Source organism: Seonamhaeicola sp. S2-3, assembly GCF_001971785.1.
In the GTDB taxonomy this organism is placed as follows: Bacteria; Bacteroidota; Bacteroidia; order Flavobacteriales; family Flavobacteriaceae; genus Seonamhaeicola.
In genome coordinates, this window is the sequence record NZ_CP019389.1 from 438,283 (window position 1) to 456,148 (window position 17,866).

Sequence of the window (17,866 nt, forward strand, 5' to 3'; positions counted from 1 at the left end):
TTCTTTAATTTGATTTTAAAATTTTGAATGATTCTTTTTGCCCTTGCGCATTTTCTACTTTAAAAAAATATATACCTTTTTCTAGGTAATTTACATTAATATTTTGACTACTAGAATGTATTTCTTTTATTAATTTTCCTGTAATACCATACAGTTAGGTTAGAATCATTTAAACTTGAAATTGTCACTACATTTTGGCTGGATTTGTAAATATTTTAGCAAGGTTGTTACCAACCTCATCTACCCCTGCTGTTATCCCAAATTTTGTGTTTATCAACTCCCATAATTCGGGACGGTCTCCATCATAATTTAACCCCCACATACCTACTCCGCCCGAGTTGTTTTCTATAGCCAAATCAAACTTTTTCGATATACTCAACTCATTATCGGCCCAAACCTGATTCCAGTTAGTGCCGTCGTTCCATACATACCAAGGCGACTGAAAATCTAAATTCCAAATAAAGCCCCATGAATATCTGCTTCTGTAGCCGTATCTCTGTATCGGGTAGAGCCTTCTGAAGAAATTGTTGCCGATTATGAAAAGAATAATATCTAAAACACAATTCTATTTAAATCTTTTACTCTACACATTTTAATTTATCTAAAAAAAATTCTTTATAATCTATATTTGATATTTCACTTGAGCCCTCCGTACCTTTTAAAAGAACAGATTTAATAGGAGCACTTTTTAAAACTGTCATTTGCTCTTTAGACAAACTTCCTTTAAACTCAAAATCACTACAATTTGTACCATAAGTATGGTAAAAAGTAACAACCTTATTGTTTGTTAATTGTACTTTAACATAAGATTTTTTACTTGAATAACCACTAACACACCCTAAATTTAAACTAGAGTTAAAGAAAACATCTACCTTTCCTCCTTTTTTATAAAGCTCTACTGATAAGTTTTTACTTAGGTTATACTTTTTAGTTAAAATGATTTTTTCTTGAGATATATAATCAAACTCATTCATTGCATAATGACAAGTTCTTCTAAATTTTTGTCTTTCTAAAGCCTTAATATCAATCTTCTTTTTCTCTTTGGGTTGCTTTTTTTCTAACGCAATACGCTTTTGTTCTGCTTCTTTAGCTTTGGCAATGGAATCTAAACGACGTTGTTCGCGTAAAGCAGCTGCTCGTTTGCGAGCTTCTTCTAACCTTTGTTTTTCTAATCTGGCTGATTCTTCGGCTTTAGCTATAGAATCTAAACGACGTTGTTCGCGTAAAGCAGCTGCTCGTTTGCGAGCTTCTTCTAACCTTTGTTTTTCTAATCTGGCTGATTCTTCGGCTTTAGCTATGGAATCTAAACGACGTTGCTCACGTATAGCGGCTGCTCGTTTGCGAGCTTCTGCCTCTAACCTTTGCTTTTCTAATCTAGCTGCTTCTTCGGCTTTGGCAATAGAATCTAAACGACGTTGTTCACGTAAAGCGGCTGCTCGTTTGCGTGCTTCTGCCTCTAACCTTTGTTTTTCTAATCTGGCTGATTCTTCGGCTTTAGCTATGGAATCTAAACGACGTTGCTCACGTATAGCGGCTGCTCGTTTGCGAGCTTCTGCCTCTAACCTTTGCTTTTCTAATCTGGCTGATTCTTCGGCTTTGGCAATAGAATCTAAACGACGTTGCTCACGTATAGCGGCTGCTCGTTTGCGAGCTTCTGCTTCTAACCTTTGTTTTTCTAATCTGGCTGATTCTTCGGCTTTAGCTATAGAATCTAAACGACGTTGTTCACGTAAAGCGGCTGCTCGTTTGCGAGCTTCTGCCTCTAACCTTTGCTTTTCTAATCTGGCTGATTCTTCGGCTTTAGCTATGGAATCTAAACGACGTTGCTCACGTATAGCGGCTGCTCGTTTGCGTGCTTCTGCCTCTAACCTTTGTTTTTCTAATCTGGCTGATTCTTCGGCTTTGGCTATGGAATCTAAACGACGTTGTTCTGCCTTTTCTTTTTCAATCTTTTCTTTATTTACAATCTCATAAATTCTTTTCCTCCTTGCTTCCTCCTCTTTTTTTCTTCGCTCTCTTTCTTTTTCTTGAAAATCAAAATATAGGTCTTCAATTTCTTCATTTACAACAAGGTCTTCAATGGTTACAAGACCAATATCATCTTTAAATTGTACCTTATAATTATCGTTTCCAAGGTAATCTAAAACAATACATTTCTGACCTTCTTTAAAACTTGTTAGAGGCTGAATGAGTTCATTTATACTTTTATTGATGTTTTTGTATATAGTTCCATCTTGAGAAAAGCGTGTAGAAATACTTACCTCTTGCGCAAATAGATTTGAGCAAAAAACAAATACAATTATAAAAAAAGAAAGATTTTTAACCATAATACAAAACCCATTTGATAAATCTCAAACGTATTTTAGTTAGTTTATGTAATAGAATTTTGGGGCAATAAAATTATAAAATATACTAAAGAATAGGAGTTTTAAATCATTATATTTTTATACAAAAAACCCATATAATACTATATGGGCAATATTCTTTAAGCAAGAAATTAGTTGGTTAACTAACTTTTTGTTTTAGCTTCATTTTTTCTAGAAGCCTTAGTTCTCTTTGAATTTCTTCTTTTCGCTCATTAAACTTTCGAAGTTTTTCTTCTCTAATTTTTTGGTTTTCAGCGCGCTGTTTTCTTCTAATTTCTTCTAACTCCAACTCTTTTTTCTGAGCTTTCTTTTGCTTAATTTTTTCCATTGCAACAGAAAAATAAGCAAAGCCATACATACTTAAAAACAGTAAGGCTATTATCCCCAAAATAATATAACCGTTATCCATAACTTTTTTTGTGCTATTAATTCAACAAAATTTAAACCTACTTTAATCTTAAAATTTTAAGAAAAAGCTAAACTTTATATAAAGATAAATAAAGAGGTAAGTACTTTAAAATTAAAAAGATGAAGTACTTAAAAAAAAGATGAAAGTTAAAACCTAGATGAGTTACAAGACATCTACTTAATAATATTATCACTTAAAGATGTCTAATCCTTTTTGTTTCCAATTAAGTATTCCTCCTTCAAGGTTATATATTTTTTCAAATCCAGCTTCCTGAAATATTTTAATACTTTTTTCACTTCTCTTACCAGATCTACAATAAATGTATACTGGTTTTTGTTTGTTTAAAGCCTCTATATTAGTGCTAAAATTTGATGATTTATAATCAATATTTTGTGCCGTTTTTATAAAACCAGCCTGATATTCTTTAGGGGTTCTAACATCAATTAATTGAATACTATCTGTTTGAAGTGCTGTATACAAATCATTGGGAGAAATATTAATGGCGCTATTTTTTGTCCCACCTTTACAATTAAAGAAAGACATAAAAAAAATAACGCCACTGAGTATGATGTATTTTTTCATTCTTATTCTTTATCAACTACTTCTCCTGCCCATTCTAACATACCACCTTCAAGGTTATAGGCATTCTCAAAACCTAGTTCTTCCATAATAGCACAAGCTTGTCCGCTTCTATTACCCGACCTACAATACACATAGTAGTTTTTACTTTTATCTAATTGGTCAACTTTATCTACAAACTCATCACCTAAATAAAAATCTATATGTATGGCATTAGGAATAATTCCTTCAGCTACTTCGGCATTTGTTCTTACATCTAATACAACAGCATTATCATCATTTGCTAATTGTTCTGCCCATTCTTCTTGTGTTAAATCTTCCATTTATTATTTTTTATTATTGATTTGGCAAAATTAGTACTTCTAATCATTATAGACGAAAAAAATCTGAAGCATTGTACCTCAGATTTCATATTTATTGAATTGAATTTTATTTTAAACCTTTATTGAACAACCAATAGCTCTGGTTTCTTTTAGAGGAACTTCTTCTCCTTTAATTAATGCATCTACAGCATCTTCAACATATTTAGTTTTAACTGCTGATGCATCTTTGTAATTATCATCAATAGCTCCAATATACTCAACAACTAAACCACTTTCTTTTTTATCTAAAACAAAAATATGTGGTGTTTTAGTAGCTCCAAATTTTGGAAAAACCTCTTGTTTAGCATCTATTAAATAAGGAAATGTAAAACCTTTACTTGCTGCTCGCTTTTTCATGGCTTCTAAATTATCACCTGGTTTAATAGAAGTGTTATTTGGCATAATTGCAATAACCGGGTATCCTTTTGGCGCATATTTTTTATCTAATTCAATAATACGGTCCTCGTACATAACTGCATATGGGCAGGTATTACAAGTAAAAGTAATAATGAAGCCCTTAGCGTCTTTGTAATCTGAAAGTGATACCATTTTTCCATCAATGTTTTTTAATGAAAAATCTTCGGCTATATCTCCAATTTTATAGCCATCACCTACATTGTTATTAGGTACTGTAAAAGCTACTGCTACTAAAGCTACAAAGGCTACAGTGAAAAATTTAAGTGTTTTGTTCATCTTTTTTTAGTTTAAAAATTTTTTAAGTTCATTTTCTAATTCATTGTATGTAAACGATTTTTCAAAGAAACTTCGCTTATCATTTTTGTAAATAATAGTTGCTGGTATAGATCCAGACCAATCTTTATTTACTTTTGGTATCCAGCTGTTAGAATCTACATCATCTAAAACAACTACTTTGGCTTGTAACTTATTCTTTTTTATAAATGGTTTTAACTTAGTTTCAAATTGATGTGGAAAATCTAAACTAACCAATATAACTTCTACATTGTCATCTTTATAATTTGCATACAAGTCTTCAAAATAAGGCAACTCTTTTACACATGGCGCACACCAAGTAGCCCAAAAGTTTATTACATAAACTGTATCATCTGTTTTATTTAATAACGGTTGCAGACCATTAAAATCATAAATTTCTAAATCGTCTCCTCCTTTATTTACAACTTCTTTTTCTGTAGTTTCCTTTACAGTTAAACTAGTTTTACTGTCTTTATTGTTATTGTTACAGCTTGCCATTATTAAAATAGCAACAAATAATAGTTTTGTTTTCATAAACGTAAAAATAAAGATTGGCTCTTTAAATTATATGCAGTTTAACAAACTTTTAAATAAAAAAAAGTTTATTCTTTTGTAAAATACTTTTTTCATTTCTATATTTGACTCACAGAAAAAAAATAAATGAATACACAATTAAATAATACTTGGTGGTGGTGCTTCAGAAACTCAACGTTCGTGAAGTAGAAACCTAGTATATTTAATATTAAAATATCAATAAGGCTTGTCATTCACGACAGGCTTTTTTTATATGATATCAATTTCAAATAAATGAAAACATTTAATTTAACAACACATCATAAACGTATATTAACAGACACTATAACACCTGTTACCGTTTATTATAAAATTAGAGACAAATACCCCAACAGTATTTTGTTAGAAAGTGGCGATTACCACAGAAACCACAAAAACTTCTCATACATTTGTTTTAACCCTATTGCATCTATAAAGGTTGAAAACGAAGTTGTTATAGAAACATTCCCTGATGGAACTTCAAAAAACTTACCTATTACAAATGAGGTGAATGTTGTTGATGAAATTTACAATTTCACAAAACGGTTTAATGTGGCTTCAAAAGAAGATTTTAAATTCATTAACAACGGCATTTTTGGATACACAGCTTATGATGCGGTAAGATATTTTGAAGATATAGAAATTAGCAAAAAAGAAAACTCTGTTTCTATACCAGATGTTTATTATGCAGTGTACCAAAATATTATAGCCATTAATCATTTTAAAAACGAAGCCTATATTTTTGCACATTGTCCAGATGGTGTTGAAAACAATATTGATGCTATAGACAAACTTATCAACGTTCAAAATTTTGCATCATTCAACTTTAATCCAAAAGGCGATATAGTATCTAATTTAACCGACGATGAATTTTTGCAACATGTAGAATATGCAAAAAAACATTGTCACAGAGGTGATGTATTTCAATTAGTATTATCTAGAAGTTTTTCACAAGAATTTACAGGCGATGATTTTAATGTATACAGAGCTTTAAGAAGCATAAACCCTTCACCCTATTTATTTTATTTTGATTATGGTGATTTTAAAATATTTGGTAGCTCACCAGAAGCCCAATTAATTGTAACCGATGGGTTAGCAGAAATTCACCCCATAGCAGGAACTTTTAAAAGAACTGGCGATGACGAACAAGACGAAATTCTTGCCGAAAAATTAAAAACAGACGACAAAGAAAATGCAGAACACGTTATGCTAGTAGATTTAGCTAGAAACGATTTAAGCCGCCACGGAAGCAATGTAAAAGTTGAAACTTACAGAGAAGTTCAATTCTTTTCACACGTCATTCATTTGGTAAGCAAAGTTACAGGGCATAAACATAACACCACTTCTACCATGCAAGTAGTTGCAGATACATTTCCTGCAGGAACCTTAAGCGGCGCGCCAAAACACATGGCTATGCAACTTATTGAAAAATATGAAAAAACAAGTAGAGGGTTTTATGGAGGCGCCATAGGATTTATGGATTTTGATGGTAATTTTAACCATGCCATCATGATTAGAACATTTTTAAGTAAAGATTATAAATTAAACTGGCAAGCAGGCGCAGGCATAGTTTCAAAATCAAATCCAGAGAGCGAAAAACAAGAAGTGTTCAATAAATTAGGCGCGTTAAACAAAGCTATTCACTTAGCTAAAGATATATAGTATTATTTGGGCGTTCCCCAAAGGGGCGGGCTTTCACGAGTCGCTCTCTACAAGGAGCTCCAACAATCGTTCAATCCCTAACGCAAGTTAGAAGTTAGAAAGTTTAAAATGAAAAAAGTATTAGTAATAGATAACTACGATAGTTTTACCTATAACCTAGTTCATTATTTAGAAGACTTAAACTGCAATGTTACAGTTTATAGAAATGATAAATTAGAATTAGAAGACGTAAAACCTTTTGATAAAATTTTACTATCACCAGGTCCAGGAATACCAGATGAAGCTGGTTTATTAAAAGCCATCATTAAAGAGTATGCTTCAACAAAAAGTATTTTAGGCGTATGCTTAGGCCAACAAGCCATAGGTGAAGTTTTTGGAGGAACTATTGTAAACTTAAATGAAGTTTATCACGGTGTAGCCACTAAAGTTGAAATTTGCGTGAATGATGAACCCATATTTAAAGGTTTAAATAAAGAAATTGAAGTTGGAAGATACCACTCCTGGGTAGTTAACGCTAATTTACCTGAAGCTTTAGAAGCAACATCTTATGATGCTAACGGACAAGTCATGTCTTTAAGACATAGAGAATATGATGTAAAAGGTGTACAATATCATCCAGAATCTGTTTTAACTCCTCAAGGAAAACAAATACTAGAAAATTGGGTAAACAACTAGCAATGTACTCATTACATTTAGCTATTAGCAAACAGCCAAAAGCCACTAAAAATGAAAGATATTTTAAATAGATTAATAAATCATGAAACCATCTCATCAGAAGAGGCCAAACAAGTTATAGTTAACATATCTAAAGATATGTACAACCCAAGCCAAATAGCCTGTTTCTTATCGGTTTACATGATGCGCAGCATAACCATAGAAGAATTACAAGGTTTTAGAGATGCACTTTTAGAACTATGTATTCCTATAGATTTAAAAGATTTTAATACCATTGATATTGTTGGAACAGGCGGTGATGGTAAAAATACCTTTAACATTTCTACACTATCTTCTTTTATTACTGCAGGAGCAGGAGTTCACGTTACTAAACATGGTAATTATGGTGTTTCATCAACATCAGGATCATCAAATGTTATGGAGTCTTTAGGTGTAAAATTCTCTAACAATGAAGATTTTCTAAAACGTTGTTTAGATAAAGCTGGTATCTGTATTTTACATGCACCCTTATTTCATCCTGCAATGAAAAATGTGGCTCCAATTAGAAAACAATTGGGTGTGAAAACATTTTTTAATATGTTAGGACCAATGGTAAATCCGTCATTCCCCAAAAATCAAATACTTGGGGTTTTCAACCTAGAAATATTACGCCTTTACAGTTTCTTATATCAAAATACAGACAAAAATTATAACATAATTTATGCACTAGACGGATACGATGAAATTTCGTTAACAGGCAAAGCAAAAATTGTTTCAAATTATTCTGAAAAATTATTTTCACCAGAAGATTTAGGGCTACCTGCTGTAAATCAAGAAGACATCTTTGGGGGCAATACCGTAGAAGATGCAGCTAAAATATTTGTAGATATCATTAGTGGCAACGGAACCCAAGCGCAAAACAATGTAGTTTGTGCAAACGCAGGTTTAGCTATTGCAACTACCAAACACTTAACACATAAGGAAGGTTTTGAACTAGCCAAAGAATCGTTATTTTCAGGAAAAGCAAAACAAAGTTTAGACGCTTTAATTGAATTAGGAAAATGAACATTTTAGATAAAATTGTAATAGATAAACGTAAAGAAGTTAGTCTAAGAAAAACATTAATTCCAACTTCTCAACTAGAACAGTCGGTTTTATTCTCAAGAGCAACCGTTTCTTTGGCAAACAATTTACGCGCTAGTAAATCTGGTATTATTGCAGAACATAAGCGTCGTTCACCTTCAAAATCTGTTATTAACAACAATTTAAATGTACAAGATGTAGCTTCAGGATATGAGAATGCTGGCGTTTGTGGCATGTCTGTTTTAACAGATGGAAAATATTTTGGCGGTTCTTTAGATGATTTATTAACTGCTAGAGCAAGTTGTAATTTACCGCTTTTAAGAAAAGAATTCATAATAGACGAATACCAAATACTTGAAGCCAAAGCCTATGGTGCCGATGTTATTTTACTCATTGCCGCTATTTTAACTAAAAAGGAAATTAAACAATTTTCAGAGTTTGCAAAAAGTCTAAATCTTAATGTACTTTTAGAAGTTCATAACGAAGAAGAGTTACATAAATCCATTATGCCAAGTCTAGACATGCTAGGCGTTAACAATAGAAATTTAAAAACGTTTAACGTTAGTTTAGAGACCAGCAAATCATTAAGTAGTTTAATACCTAATGATTTTGTAAAAGTTTCAGAAAGTGGTATTAGTAATATTGAAGCCATAAAAGAACTTCAACCCTATGGTTACCAAGGATTTTTAATTGGTGAGAATTTTATGAAAACTGAGAATCCTGGAGCCAGCGCAACACAATTTATAAAAGCATTAGAAGGATGAAATTAAAAATATGCGGAATGAAATATCAAGATAATATAGAACAAGTTGCTGCATTGCAACCTGATTATCTTGGATTTATTTTTTATGAAGAAACACCTAGGCACTTCAATACCAAAATACCAGAGATTCCAAAAAGTATAAAAAAAGTAGGTGTTTTTGTAGATGAAGATGTTACTAAAGTAATTGAAAAAGTTAATGAGTTTAAATTAGATGCCGTACAATTACACGGTGAAGAAACATCTTATTATTGCAGTATATTGCGCTCTACAACCATGTTATCTAAACCTATTGAAATTATAAAAGTATTCTCAATAAAAGATGAATTCAATTTTGAAGTTTTAGAACCCTATGAAAATGTATGCGATTACTTTTTATTTGATACAAAAGGAAAACTTCCAGGTGGAAATGGTTACAAATTTAATTGGAATGTTTTAAAAGACTACCCTTCTACCAAACCATTTTTTTTAAGTGGTGGCATTGGTTTAAATAATGTAACCGATATTAAAAAATTTAAAGAAAGTGAAGTTTCTAAATATTGTTACGCCATTGATGTAAACAGTAAATTTGAATTAGAACCTGGGCTAAAAAGCACTTCAAACTTAAGAGAATTCATTAATAAACTTAATGATAATAAAACAATGAATTATAATGTAGACGACAAAGGTTATTATGGCAATTTTGGTGGCGCATTTATACCAGAAATGTTATATCCTAATGTAGAAGAGTTACGTCAAAATTATTTGAAGGTTATGGCAGAACCAGACTTTCAAAAGGAGTTTAACCAACTGTTAAAAGACTATGTTGGGCGTCCATCGCCTTTATATTTTGCCAAACGCCTATCTAAAAAATACAACACAAAAATCTACTTAAAAAGAGAAGATTTAAATCATACCGGAGCGCATAAAATAAACAATACCATTGGCCAGATTTTAATGGCAAAACGCCTTGGGAAAACTAGAATTATTGCCGAAACTGGAGCAGGACAACATGGTGTTGCCACTGCAACGGTTTGTGCTTTAATGGGATTAGAGTGTATTGTGTATATGGGTGAAATTGATATTGCAAGACAAGCACCAAACGTGGCCAGAATAAAAATGTTAGGAGCTAAAGTTGTTCCTGCATTATCAGGAAGCCGTACATTAAAAGATGCCACTAATGAAGCTATTAGAGATTGGATTAACAACCCAGTAAACACACATTATATTATTGGTTCTGCTATTGGTCCGCACCCATACCCAGATATGGTAACACGGTTTCAATCTGTAATTTCTGAAGAAATAAAATGGCAACTTAAAGAGCATGAAGGTAGAGAAAACCCAGATTACGTAGCTGCTTGTATTGGTGGCGGTAGTAACGCAGCTGGAACATATTACCATTATCTTCATGAAGAAGATGTAAAAATTATTGCTGTAGAAGCTGCCGGATTAGGTGTAGATTCTGGTGAAAGTGCTGCAACATCGGTTCTTGGTAAAGAAGGTATTATACACGGTTGTAAAACCTTGTTGATGCAAACTGCAGACGGACAAATAACGGAGCCTTACTCTATTTCGGCTGGTTTAGATTATCCTGGTGTTGGCCCCATGCATGCGCATTTAGCAAAAACTGGTAGAGCAGAATTTTTATCAATTACTGATGATGAGGCTATGAAAGCAGGTCTAGAGTTATGTGAATTAGAAGGTATTATTCCGGCAATTGAAAGCTCTCATGCCCTTGCCATTTTTAAGCAAAAACAGTTTAAACCAGATGACGTTGTGGTAATGAGTTTATCGGGTAGAGGTGATAAAGATTTACAGAATTATATTGATTATTTTAAAATATAAATTGATAACCTTACTAATGCGTTAGGGATTGAACGGTATGTTTGAGCTCCCGACGAAGGAGGAGCGAGTAGTGAAAGCCCGACCCCTTGTGGGTAACGCCAAAAATTATAATAATGAACAGAATAAATAAAAAATTAAAAGAGGACAAAAAAATTCTTTCTATATACTTTACTGCTGGTTATCCTAATTTAGATGACACGGTAAATATTATTCAAGATTTAGAAAAAAGTGGTGTAGATTTAATTGAAATTGGTTTACCTTTTAGTGACCCTCTTGCCGATGGCCCAACTATACAAGCAAGTTCTACCCAAGCACTTAAAAACGGGATGACTACCGAGGTGCTTTTTAACCAATTAAAAGATATACGACAATCTGTAAATATTCCATTAATTATAATGGGGTACTTTAACCCAATGTTACAATACGGTGTGGAAGCTTTTTGTGAAAAATGTGCAGAAATTGGAATTGATGGGTTGATTATTCCTGATTTACCTGTTGATGTATATCATGAAGAATACCAAGCTACGTTTGAAAAATATGGTTTAATAAATGTGTTTTTAATTACACCTCAAACCAGCGATGAGCGCATTAGGTTTATAGATTCTGTTTCAAACGGTTTTATTTACATGGTAAGTAGTGCTAGTACTACTGGTGCTAAGTCTGGTTTTGGTGATGAACAAACAAAATACTTTGAACGTATTAACAATTTAAACCTTAAAAACCCTCAAATTGTTGGTTTTGGTATTAGTAACAACGATACTTTTACTGCTGCAACTAAGTACGCTAAAGGTGCTATTATTGGTAGTGCGTTTGTAAAATATATTGCTAATGAGGGTACAAAACATATTGATAAATTTGTTGATACTATACTAAATTAATGCCTTTAAACATTGTTTTAATAGAGCCTGAAATACCTAACAACACTGGTAATATTGGACGATTAGCTTTAGCATCGGGCTCTAAATTACACTTAGTAAAACCTTTTGGTTTTGAGATTAATGATTCTAGATTAAAACGTGCAGGATTAGATTATTGGCAGCACCTTAACGTTATTTATTATGATAATGTAGAAGATTTTTTCAAAAAAAATAGTAACAAAAAAATGGCTTTTCTTTCTAGCCATGGCAGTAAAACTTATGGAGATATTCCTTTTGAAGATGATATATTTTTAATTTTTGGAAAAGAATCGGTTGGTTTATCAAAATCAATTATTGAAAAACATCAAGACCAACTTTATAAAATTCCTATTTACAACAAACACGTTAGAAGTTTAAATCTTTCAAATGCTGTAAGTATTGTGGTTTATGATGGCCTTAAGCAATTAGATAAGTAATATATCTTCTAAAGCAGGTTTTAAATGATGGTATTTAAAATAAAACCCTTGTTTTTCAATTTTATTTGAACTAACACGTTGGCTATCAAACAAAAGAACATGCATTTCTCCCATCATTATTTTCATCAAAAACTTTGGAATATTTGGTAAAATTAAAGGTCTTTTTACAACCTTAGCAATGGTTTTGGTTAACTCTTTATTAGTAACTGGATTGGGAGCAACACCATTATACACACCAATTAAACCGTTTTTTAAAACATATAAAAACATATCTGCTAAATCTTGAATATGAATCCATGATTGCCATTGTTTACCATTACCAAAAGCAGCACCAACACCATATTTAATAGGTTTAAGCATTTGCGGTAATGCACCTCCATTTTTAGCTAATACCAAACCAATTCTTATTTTAGAAACAGCTATATTAACGGTTTTAAATGCTTCAACAGAATGCTCCCAAGCTTTTACCACATCTCCTAAAAATGACTTGTTTAATTCTTTAAAACTTTCGTCATAATAATTAACCAATGAATCTGGATAAATACTAATACCACTTGCTGATACTATTTGCTTAATGCTATGAGACTCTCCTTTTAAAGCATTAACAAGCAACTGCGCTCCCTTTACTCTACTGGATATAATTTTCTCTTTATATTCTGGTGTCCATCGTTTAGAAACTGTAGCACCTGCTAAATGAATAATGGCATCTACATTTTTAAAACAATTACTATCAATTTCTTGGGTTTTAATATTCCAATAAAATCCTTTATAATTATCGTCATTTTTAATTTTCAATTTACTTGTGGTAAGATAATTTACAGCAATATTGTCTCTATGGCAACTTTTTACAATTTGTTGCCCCACAAGTCCTGTAGCTCCTGTTATTAATATCCTCATATATTAAAGATACAAAATCAAGCACCTATTAACTAAACTTTATATTAGCTTTAACAATTGCTAAAACAATTAAAGTTTTGTGGCTCTAAGCATTTCTCTTTTACCTGGTGGCCCCGGCAATTTTTCTACAAAAAATCCTACTGCTTGCATAGCTCTACGTACACTTCCTTTTGCTGAATAGGTTACCAAAACCCCTTCATTTTTTAAGGCTTCGTACATTTTTTTAAAGATTGACTCTGTCCACAATTCAGGTTGAACACGTGCCCCAAAAGCATCAAAATAAATAAGATTAAAACTATCCTTATCTTTTATTTCATTAAAAAACTTATTCTGTTTTAGTAATGAAAAATAAGGTGTTAGTTGGTGCTCCTCTTCCCAAGCTATATTATGAAGTTCATTAAACAGATTAATATTAGATTTTAGTTCGGAAGCATAATTTAATTTTTTAACCTCTTGTGAATTAATAGGATACCCCTCTACCCCAACATAATTTACTTTAACTTGAAGTTTTTCTGCCTCAAGTAATGTGATTAAAGCATTTAACCCTGTACCAAAACCTATCTCTAATATAGATAAAGCTTGATTAGGTTTAGAACATATATGCTGTAACCCATGTTTTATAAACACATGGTATGCCTCTTGAATGGCTCCGTGTTTTGAATGGTACTGCTCATTCCATTCTGGTATATGAATAGTTGCAGAACCATCAGCTGTAATGATGATTTCTCGTTTCAATTGGTTGTTTTTATTGAGCAATCAAAACACCATCAGCTTCAAAAGAAAAGGTCTTTTTGGGTTCAGTTATAGCTGCAATTTCTTCGGGTGATTTTCCTGCGTCTTCGGCATAATGCTGTAATTCATCAACAGGAACCTCCTTTACATAAGCTTTTCCGTTTACAATAACTTCTTTTCCTGCTATATCTTTGGGTACAAAAAAACCGTAATCTTTAAATTTTACCATAGCTTCATTACCTTCCCCCAAATCTAAAGTCATCCAACATCCTTTGGCTTGACAAACTTTAAGTACTTTGGCAGTCATTTTTGAATTTATACTGTCTCCTACATTCATTTCTTTGTAATGAGACAACATTGAAGATGAAGCTATAGCATCATCTGCAACAATGTCTTTACCAAAAGAGGCATACTCAATTTTAATAGGCTCTTTTGGGGTTTCATCTGCTTTATTTTTACAAGCATTAAACATTAAAACAAAAATAAGTGCAATAATTACTGGTTTCATATTCTGAAAATTTCAATTTTAAACTATTTATGTAAATATACCTCTTTTTTAAAAACCTTTTTATTTAACTTTGCTAAGTAAAACTACTAGATTATGAGTACAATAATCAATAATATTGAGATTATAAAAACAAAGTCTTCTAAAATTAATGAAGTAGACTTTGATGATTTAAAATTTGGAAGTGTATTTTCAGACCACATGTTAGTGTGTGATTATAAAGATGGTAAGTGGCAGGAGCCAAAAATTACACCATACCAACCCATTACTTTAGATCCTGCTGCAAAGATTTTTCATTACGGTCAATCTGTTTTTGAAGGTATGAAAGCTTATAAAGATGAAAACGATAATGTTTGGTTGTTTCGTCCTTTAGATAATTTTAAACGTTTAAATATTTCATCTAAACGATTAGCTATACCAGAATTACCCGAAACTTATTTTATGGAGGGTTTAAAAACATTATTAGAGCTTGATAAAGACTGGATTCCTAAAAAAGACGGTAGTTCATTATATATTCGTCCGTTTATATTTGCTTCTGGAAATGGGTTTCATGCTTCGCCTGCCGATGAGTATAAATTTATAATTTGTACGGCGCCTTCTGGTTCTTATTTTTCTGGAGACGTAAAAGTTTTAATAGAAGAAAAGTATTCTCGTTCTGCCAACGGTGGTGTAGGCTTTGCAAAAGCTGGTGGTAATTATGCAGGACAATTTTACCCTACCCAATTAGCAAAAGAAAAAGGGTATCATCAAGTTATTTGGACTGATGATAATACCCATGAGTACATTGAGGAAGCTGGTGCCATGAATATTTTTGTTAGAATAAACGACACATTAATTACAGCTCCAACAAGTGATAGAATTTTAGATGGTATAACTAGAAAAAGTATTATAGAATTAGCTAAAGCTGAAGGTATTAATGTTGAAGTGAGAAACCTACTGGTTTCTGAAGTAATTGAAGCCGCTAAAAATGGCACATTAAAAGAAATGTTTGGTGCAGGTACAGCAGCTGTTGTTTCTCCTATTGCTGCCTTTGGTTATAAGGATGTAGATTATAATCTACCTAAATTAGATGAGTCTTATGCCGATTTCTTTAAAAAACAAATAACAGATATTCAAACAAACAAATCTGAAGATCCTTTTGGATGGCGTTTTAAAGTTGAGTAAAAACATATTATAACCATATAAAAGAGAAGTTGTTTAGCTTTGATGGTTCTCTCCAAGAATGTAAAAAGGCACCCTAAGGTGCCTTTTAAAACAAACTAAACTTATCTATATAATTAGTTACTTAAAACTCTAAATTCAGTACGTCTATTCTTTTGGTGTTCAGCTTCAGAACATTCAACACCATTAGAACAACGGTTTACTAATCTTGTTTCACCATATCCTTTTGCAGATAATCTACTTCTTGATATTCCTTTAGAAACTAAATAATTTACAACAGAATTAGCACGTTGTTGAGATAAAGACATGTTATAGTCATCATTTCCTCTAGAATCAGTATGAGACATTATTTCTATACTTACAGGTTTGCTTTTTAATAAAGGTAATAATGTTTCGTCTATCACTTTTTTAGAAGCTGGTGTAATACGTGCACTAGCTAATTCATAAAAAATAGGTAAAACATTAGCATCTAATAAACCACAGTCTACCTCTTCCCAAGTTGTAATACCTCCTTTTTTAGCTAAAACAGTTCTTGTTATTGTTTTTGTTTTAGCAGGTACAGTTACGCTTTTAGTTGTAGCTGGAGTCTCTAAAACTTGTCTTTTAATAACAGCATATTTAGCAGGAATTTCTATTTCCTCCATACGTGCAGGTGTTTTAATTACCTGTTTTTTGTATGTAGTAGTAATTTCAGGTACAGGAACATCATTAGTTGTAGCATCTTTTGCTAAGGTTGTAAAACTTACATCTTTGTATTGAGCAGGGTACTCAACAAAACAAGCTACAACACAATCTTCTTTGTTTGGAGACCCACAAGCAGTTTCTTTGTATTCCCAACCAGAAGTTTTTGGGTATACTTCAAAAGTTTTAGAGTCAGTACCAAAAGTTGCAGGATTTACAGTTAAATCATTTCTACCTTCTTTTTTAACGTAAGGTACTTCTACAGTTTCATAAACAGCAGGTACATAAACTAGTTTTTTAGTAGCTTCTTTAACTAAAACACGTTCTTCAACAGTTTTGTAAGTTGCGGGTACTACTTCTAATTTTGTATAGGCAGGATATACTTCAATAGTTTCTGTTACTTCTTTAAATTCGTCTTTAGTGATACATTTTACGTAACACTTTCCTGGTTCTGGGTTTTCAGGTAAATTTTGTGCCTGAGCGTACCCAATGCCTAATAAAAAAGTTAGACATAAAAATAAATTTGTTTTCATAAAAAATTAAAATTTAGTTAATGGTTATATTTTCCACGACTTTTGGACACCGAAAAAAAACATAAGTCACATTTATATATATGAAAACAAATAAAAAACTGCTTAAAAATAAGAGACACCCCTTATAAATACTTAAGGTATAGCTGATTATAATAATTTATAATTATAAAATTAAGAGAATATTACTGTCTTATTATTATAAACCATTACCTTTCTTTCGGCATGTAATTTAACAGCGTTTGCTAAAACTATTTTTTCTAAATCACGACCTTTTGCAATAAGGTTAGGAATGGAATGAGCATGTGTTACTCGGGTAACATCTTGTTCAATAATAGGGCCAGCATCTAATTCTTCAGTAACATAATGGCTAGTAGCGCCAATAATTTTTACACCCCGTTTATATGCAGAATGGTATGGTTTAGCTCCCACAAATGCAGGTAAGAAAGAATGATGAATATTTATAATTTTATTTGGAAATTTATCAATAAGCTTAGGAGACACAATTTGCATGTAACGCGCTAAAACAATAAAATCTATACTATATTCTTCAAGCAATTTTAACTGCTCGTCTTCAGCCTTAGATTTAGTGTCTTTGGTTACGGGTATATGGTAGAAGGGAATATTGAAATTATCTGCTATATATTTTAAATCGTTATGATTACTTATTATGAATGGAATCTCTAAATTAAGTTCTCCAGAGTTGTAACGTCCTAAAAGATCATATAAACAATGGTCGTATTTTGAAATAAACAAGGCCATTTTAGGTTTTACTTCAGATGAATAAATGCGCCATTTCATCTCAAACTTATCTGCCAATACTGCCTTAAATGTTGCTTTAAACACTTCTGTTGAAAAGATTTCTGAAGTAAATTCACTTTCCAAACGCATAAAAAAGATATTTTGTTCTCTATCAACATGTTGGTCTATATAAACAATATTCCCGTTTTGTTGGGCAATAAAGTTTGTTACAGAGGCTATAATGTTAGGTTTATCGTTACAATTAATTAAAATAGTAATCTTATTCATAATAGAATTCATTATTTCTGATTGTAAAATTAGCCT

Annotated in this window: 21 protein-coding genes and 1 pseudogene; 9 read left to right on the forward strand and 13 right to left on the reverse strand. The window is 31.9% G+C overall.

Annotated elements, in window-relative coordinates; all coding sequences use genetic code 11:
- Positions 1-4: 4 nt before the first annotated feature.
- The 8 genes from BWZ22_RS17040 to BWZ22_RS02185 form a co-directional block, all read right to left on the reverse strand.
- Positions 5-154, reverse strand: coding sequence for a T9SS type A sorting domain-containing protein (locus BWZ22_RS17040; RefSeq protein ID WP_083692423.1), 150 nt, complete (start codon positions 152-154; stop codon positions 5-7).
- A 33-nt stretch (positions 155-187) separates the two neighbouring features.
- On the reverse strand, positions 188-355 hold the full coding sequence (locus tag BWZ22_RS16565; protein ID WP_157607882.1) for a hypothetical protein: 168 nt from the start codon (positions 353-355) through the stop codon (positions 188-190).
- A gap of 223 nt (positions 356-578) precedes the next feature.
- Positions 579-2,327, reverse strand: a complete 1,749-nt coding sequence (locus BWZ22_RS02160) for a hypothetical protein (protein ID WP_076697703.1) — start codon at positions 2,325-2,327, stop codon at positions 579-581.
- Between the two features lie 178 nt (positions 2,328-2,505).
- Positions 2,506-2,775, reverse strand: a complete 270-nt coding sequence (locus BWZ22_RS02165) for a hypothetical protein (RefSeq protein ID WP_076697704.1) — start codon at positions 2,773-2,775, stop codon at positions 2,506-2,508.
- 189 nt (positions 2,776-2,964) lie between these two features.
- Positions 2,965-3,357, reverse strand: a complete 393-nt coding sequence (locus tag BWZ22_RS02170) for a rhodanese-like domain-containing protein (protein WP_076697705.1) — start codon at positions 3,355-3,357, stop codon at positions 2,965-2,967.
- Between the two features lie 2 nt (positions 3,358-3,359).
- Entirely contained in the window at positions 3,360-3,677 is a 318-nt protein-coding gene (locus BWZ22_RS02175) for a rhodanese-like domain-containing protein (protein ID WP_076697706.1), read from the reverse strand.
- Between the two features lie 111 nt (positions 3,678-3,788).
- A complete protein-coding gene (locus BWZ22_RS02180) occupies positions 3,789-4,409 on the reverse strand; it encodes a thioredoxin family protein (RefSeq protein ID WP_076697707.1) in 621 nt (206 codons plus the stop codon).
- 6 nt (positions 4,410-4,415) lie between these two features.
- Positions 4,416-4,961, reverse strand: coding sequence for a redoxin domain-containing protein (locus BWZ22_RS02185; RefSeq protein ID WP_076697708.1), 546 nt, complete (start codon positions 4,959-4,961; stop codon positions 4,416-4,418).
- Between the two features lie 273 nt (positions 4,962-5,234).
- Between BWZ22_RS02185 and BWZ22_RS02190 the strand changes: the two genes are divergently transcribed.
- From BWZ22_RS02190 to BWZ22_RS02220, 8 genes and pseudogenes are all read left to right on the forward strand, one after another.
- On the forward strand, positions 5,235-6,641 hold the full coding sequence (locus BWZ22_RS02190; RefSeq protein WP_076697709.1) for an anthranilate synthase component I family protein: 1,407 nt from the start codon (positions 5,235-5,237) through the stop codon (positions 6,639-6,641).
- A 108-nt stretch (positions 6,642-6,749) separates the two neighbouring features.
- Positions 6,750-7,316 (forward strand): aminodeoxychorismate/anthranilate synthase component II, encoded by a 567-nt coding sequence (locus tag BWZ22_RS02195; protein ID WP_076697710.1) that lies wholly within the window; start codon positions 6,750-6,752, stop codon positions 7,314-7,316.
- A gap of 51 nt (positions 7,317-7,367) precedes the next feature.
- Positions 7,368-8,360, forward strand: a complete 993-nt coding sequence (gene trpD, locus BWZ22_RS02200; protein ID WP_076697712.1) for an anthranilate phosphoribosyltransferase — start codon at positions 7,368-7,370, stop codon at positions 8,358-8,360.
- Complete coding sequence (gene trpC, locus BWZ22_RS02205; RefSeq protein ID WP_076697713.1) at positions 8,357-9,142, forward strand: indole-3-glycerol phosphate synthase TrpC; 786 nt, start codon at positions 8,357-8,359, stop codon at positions 9,140-9,142. The genes trpD and trpC overlap by 4 nt, the downstream gene beginning before the upstream one ends.
- A gap of 17 nt (positions 9,143-9,159) precedes the next feature.
- Positions 9,160-9,699: pseudogene (locus BWZ22_RS17045) on the forward strand (phosphoribosylanthranilate isomerase); the annotation flags it as partial.
- Between the two features lie 81 nt (positions 9,700-9,780).
- On the forward strand, positions 9,781-10,962 hold the full coding sequence (trpB, locus tag BWZ22_RS02210) for a tryptophan synthase subunit beta (protein ID WP_371326819.1): 1,182 nt from the start codon (positions 9,781-9,783) through the stop codon (positions 10,960-10,962).
- A 113-nt stretch (positions 10,963-11,075) separates the two neighbouring features.
- Entirely contained in the window at positions 11,076-11,840 is a 765-nt protein-coding gene (gene trpA / locus BWZ22_RS02215) for a tryptophan synthase subunit alpha (protein WP_076697715.1), read from the forward strand.
- The gene (locus BWZ22_RS02220; RefSeq protein WP_076697723.1) at positions 11,840-12,295 is read left to right on the forward strand and encodes a tRNA (cytidine(34)-2'-O)-methyltransferase; all 456 of its coding nucleotides are present in this window, start codon (positions 11,840-11,842) and stop codon (positions 12,293-12,295) included. The genes trpA and BWZ22_RS02220 overlap by 1 nt, the downstream gene beginning before the upstream one ends.
- On the opposite strand, the gene BWZ22_RS02225 is transcribed toward BWZ22_RS02220, so the two are convergent.
- The 3 genes from BWZ22_RS02225 to BWZ22_RS02235 form a co-directional block, all read right to left on the reverse strand.
- The gene (locus BWZ22_RS02225) at positions 12,284-13,192 is read right to left on the reverse strand and encodes a TIGR01777 family oxidoreductase (protein WP_076697724.1); all 909 of its coding nucleotides are present in this window, start codon (positions 13,190-13,192) and stop codon (positions 12,284-12,286) included. The two genes, BWZ22_RS02220 and BWZ22_RS02225, sit on opposite strands and share 12 nt — an antisense overlap.
- A 69-nt stretch (positions 13,193-13,261) precedes the next feature.
- On the reverse strand, positions 13,262-13,927 hold the full coding sequence (mnmD, locus tag BWZ22_RS02230) for a tRNA (5-methylaminomethyl-2-thiouridine)(34)-methyltransferase MnmD (RefSeq protein WP_076702233.1): 666 nt from the start codon (positions 13,925-13,927) through the stop codon (positions 13,262-13,264).
- Between the two features lie 10 nt (positions 13,928-13,937).
- Positions 13,938-14,432, reverse strand: coding sequence for a DUF4920 domain-containing protein (locus tag BWZ22_RS02235; RefSeq protein ID WP_076697725.1), 495 nt, complete (start codon positions 14,430-14,432; stop codon positions 13,938-13,940).
- 93 nt (positions 14,433-14,525) lie between these two features.
- Between BWZ22_RS02235 and BWZ22_RS02240 the strand changes: the two genes are divergently transcribed.
- Positions 14,526-15,593, forward strand: coding sequence for a branched-chain amino acid aminotransferase (locus tag BWZ22_RS02240; protein ID WP_076697726.1), 1,068 nt, complete (start codon positions 14,526-14,528; stop codon positions 15,591-15,593).
- A gap of 113 nt (positions 15,594-15,706) precedes the next feature.
- Here the strand turns inward: BWZ22_RS02240 and BWZ22_RS02245 are convergent, their stop codons facing one another.
- Both BWZ22_RS02245 and purU read right to left on the reverse strand, forming a co-directional pair.
- Positions 15,707-16,804 (reverse strand): OmpA family protein, encoded by a 1,098-nt coding sequence (locus BWZ22_RS02245; protein WP_076697727.1) that lies wholly within the window; start codon positions 16,802-16,804, stop codon positions 15,707-15,709.
- Positions 16,805-16,975: 171 nt separating this feature from the next.
- Positions 16,976-17,830 (reverse strand): formyltetrahydrofolate deformylase, encoded by an 855-nt coding sequence (purU, locus tag BWZ22_RS02250; RefSeq protein WP_076702236.1) that lies wholly within the window; start codon positions 17,828-17,830, stop codon positions 16,976-16,978.
- Positions 17,831-17,866: the final 36 nt, after the last annotated feature.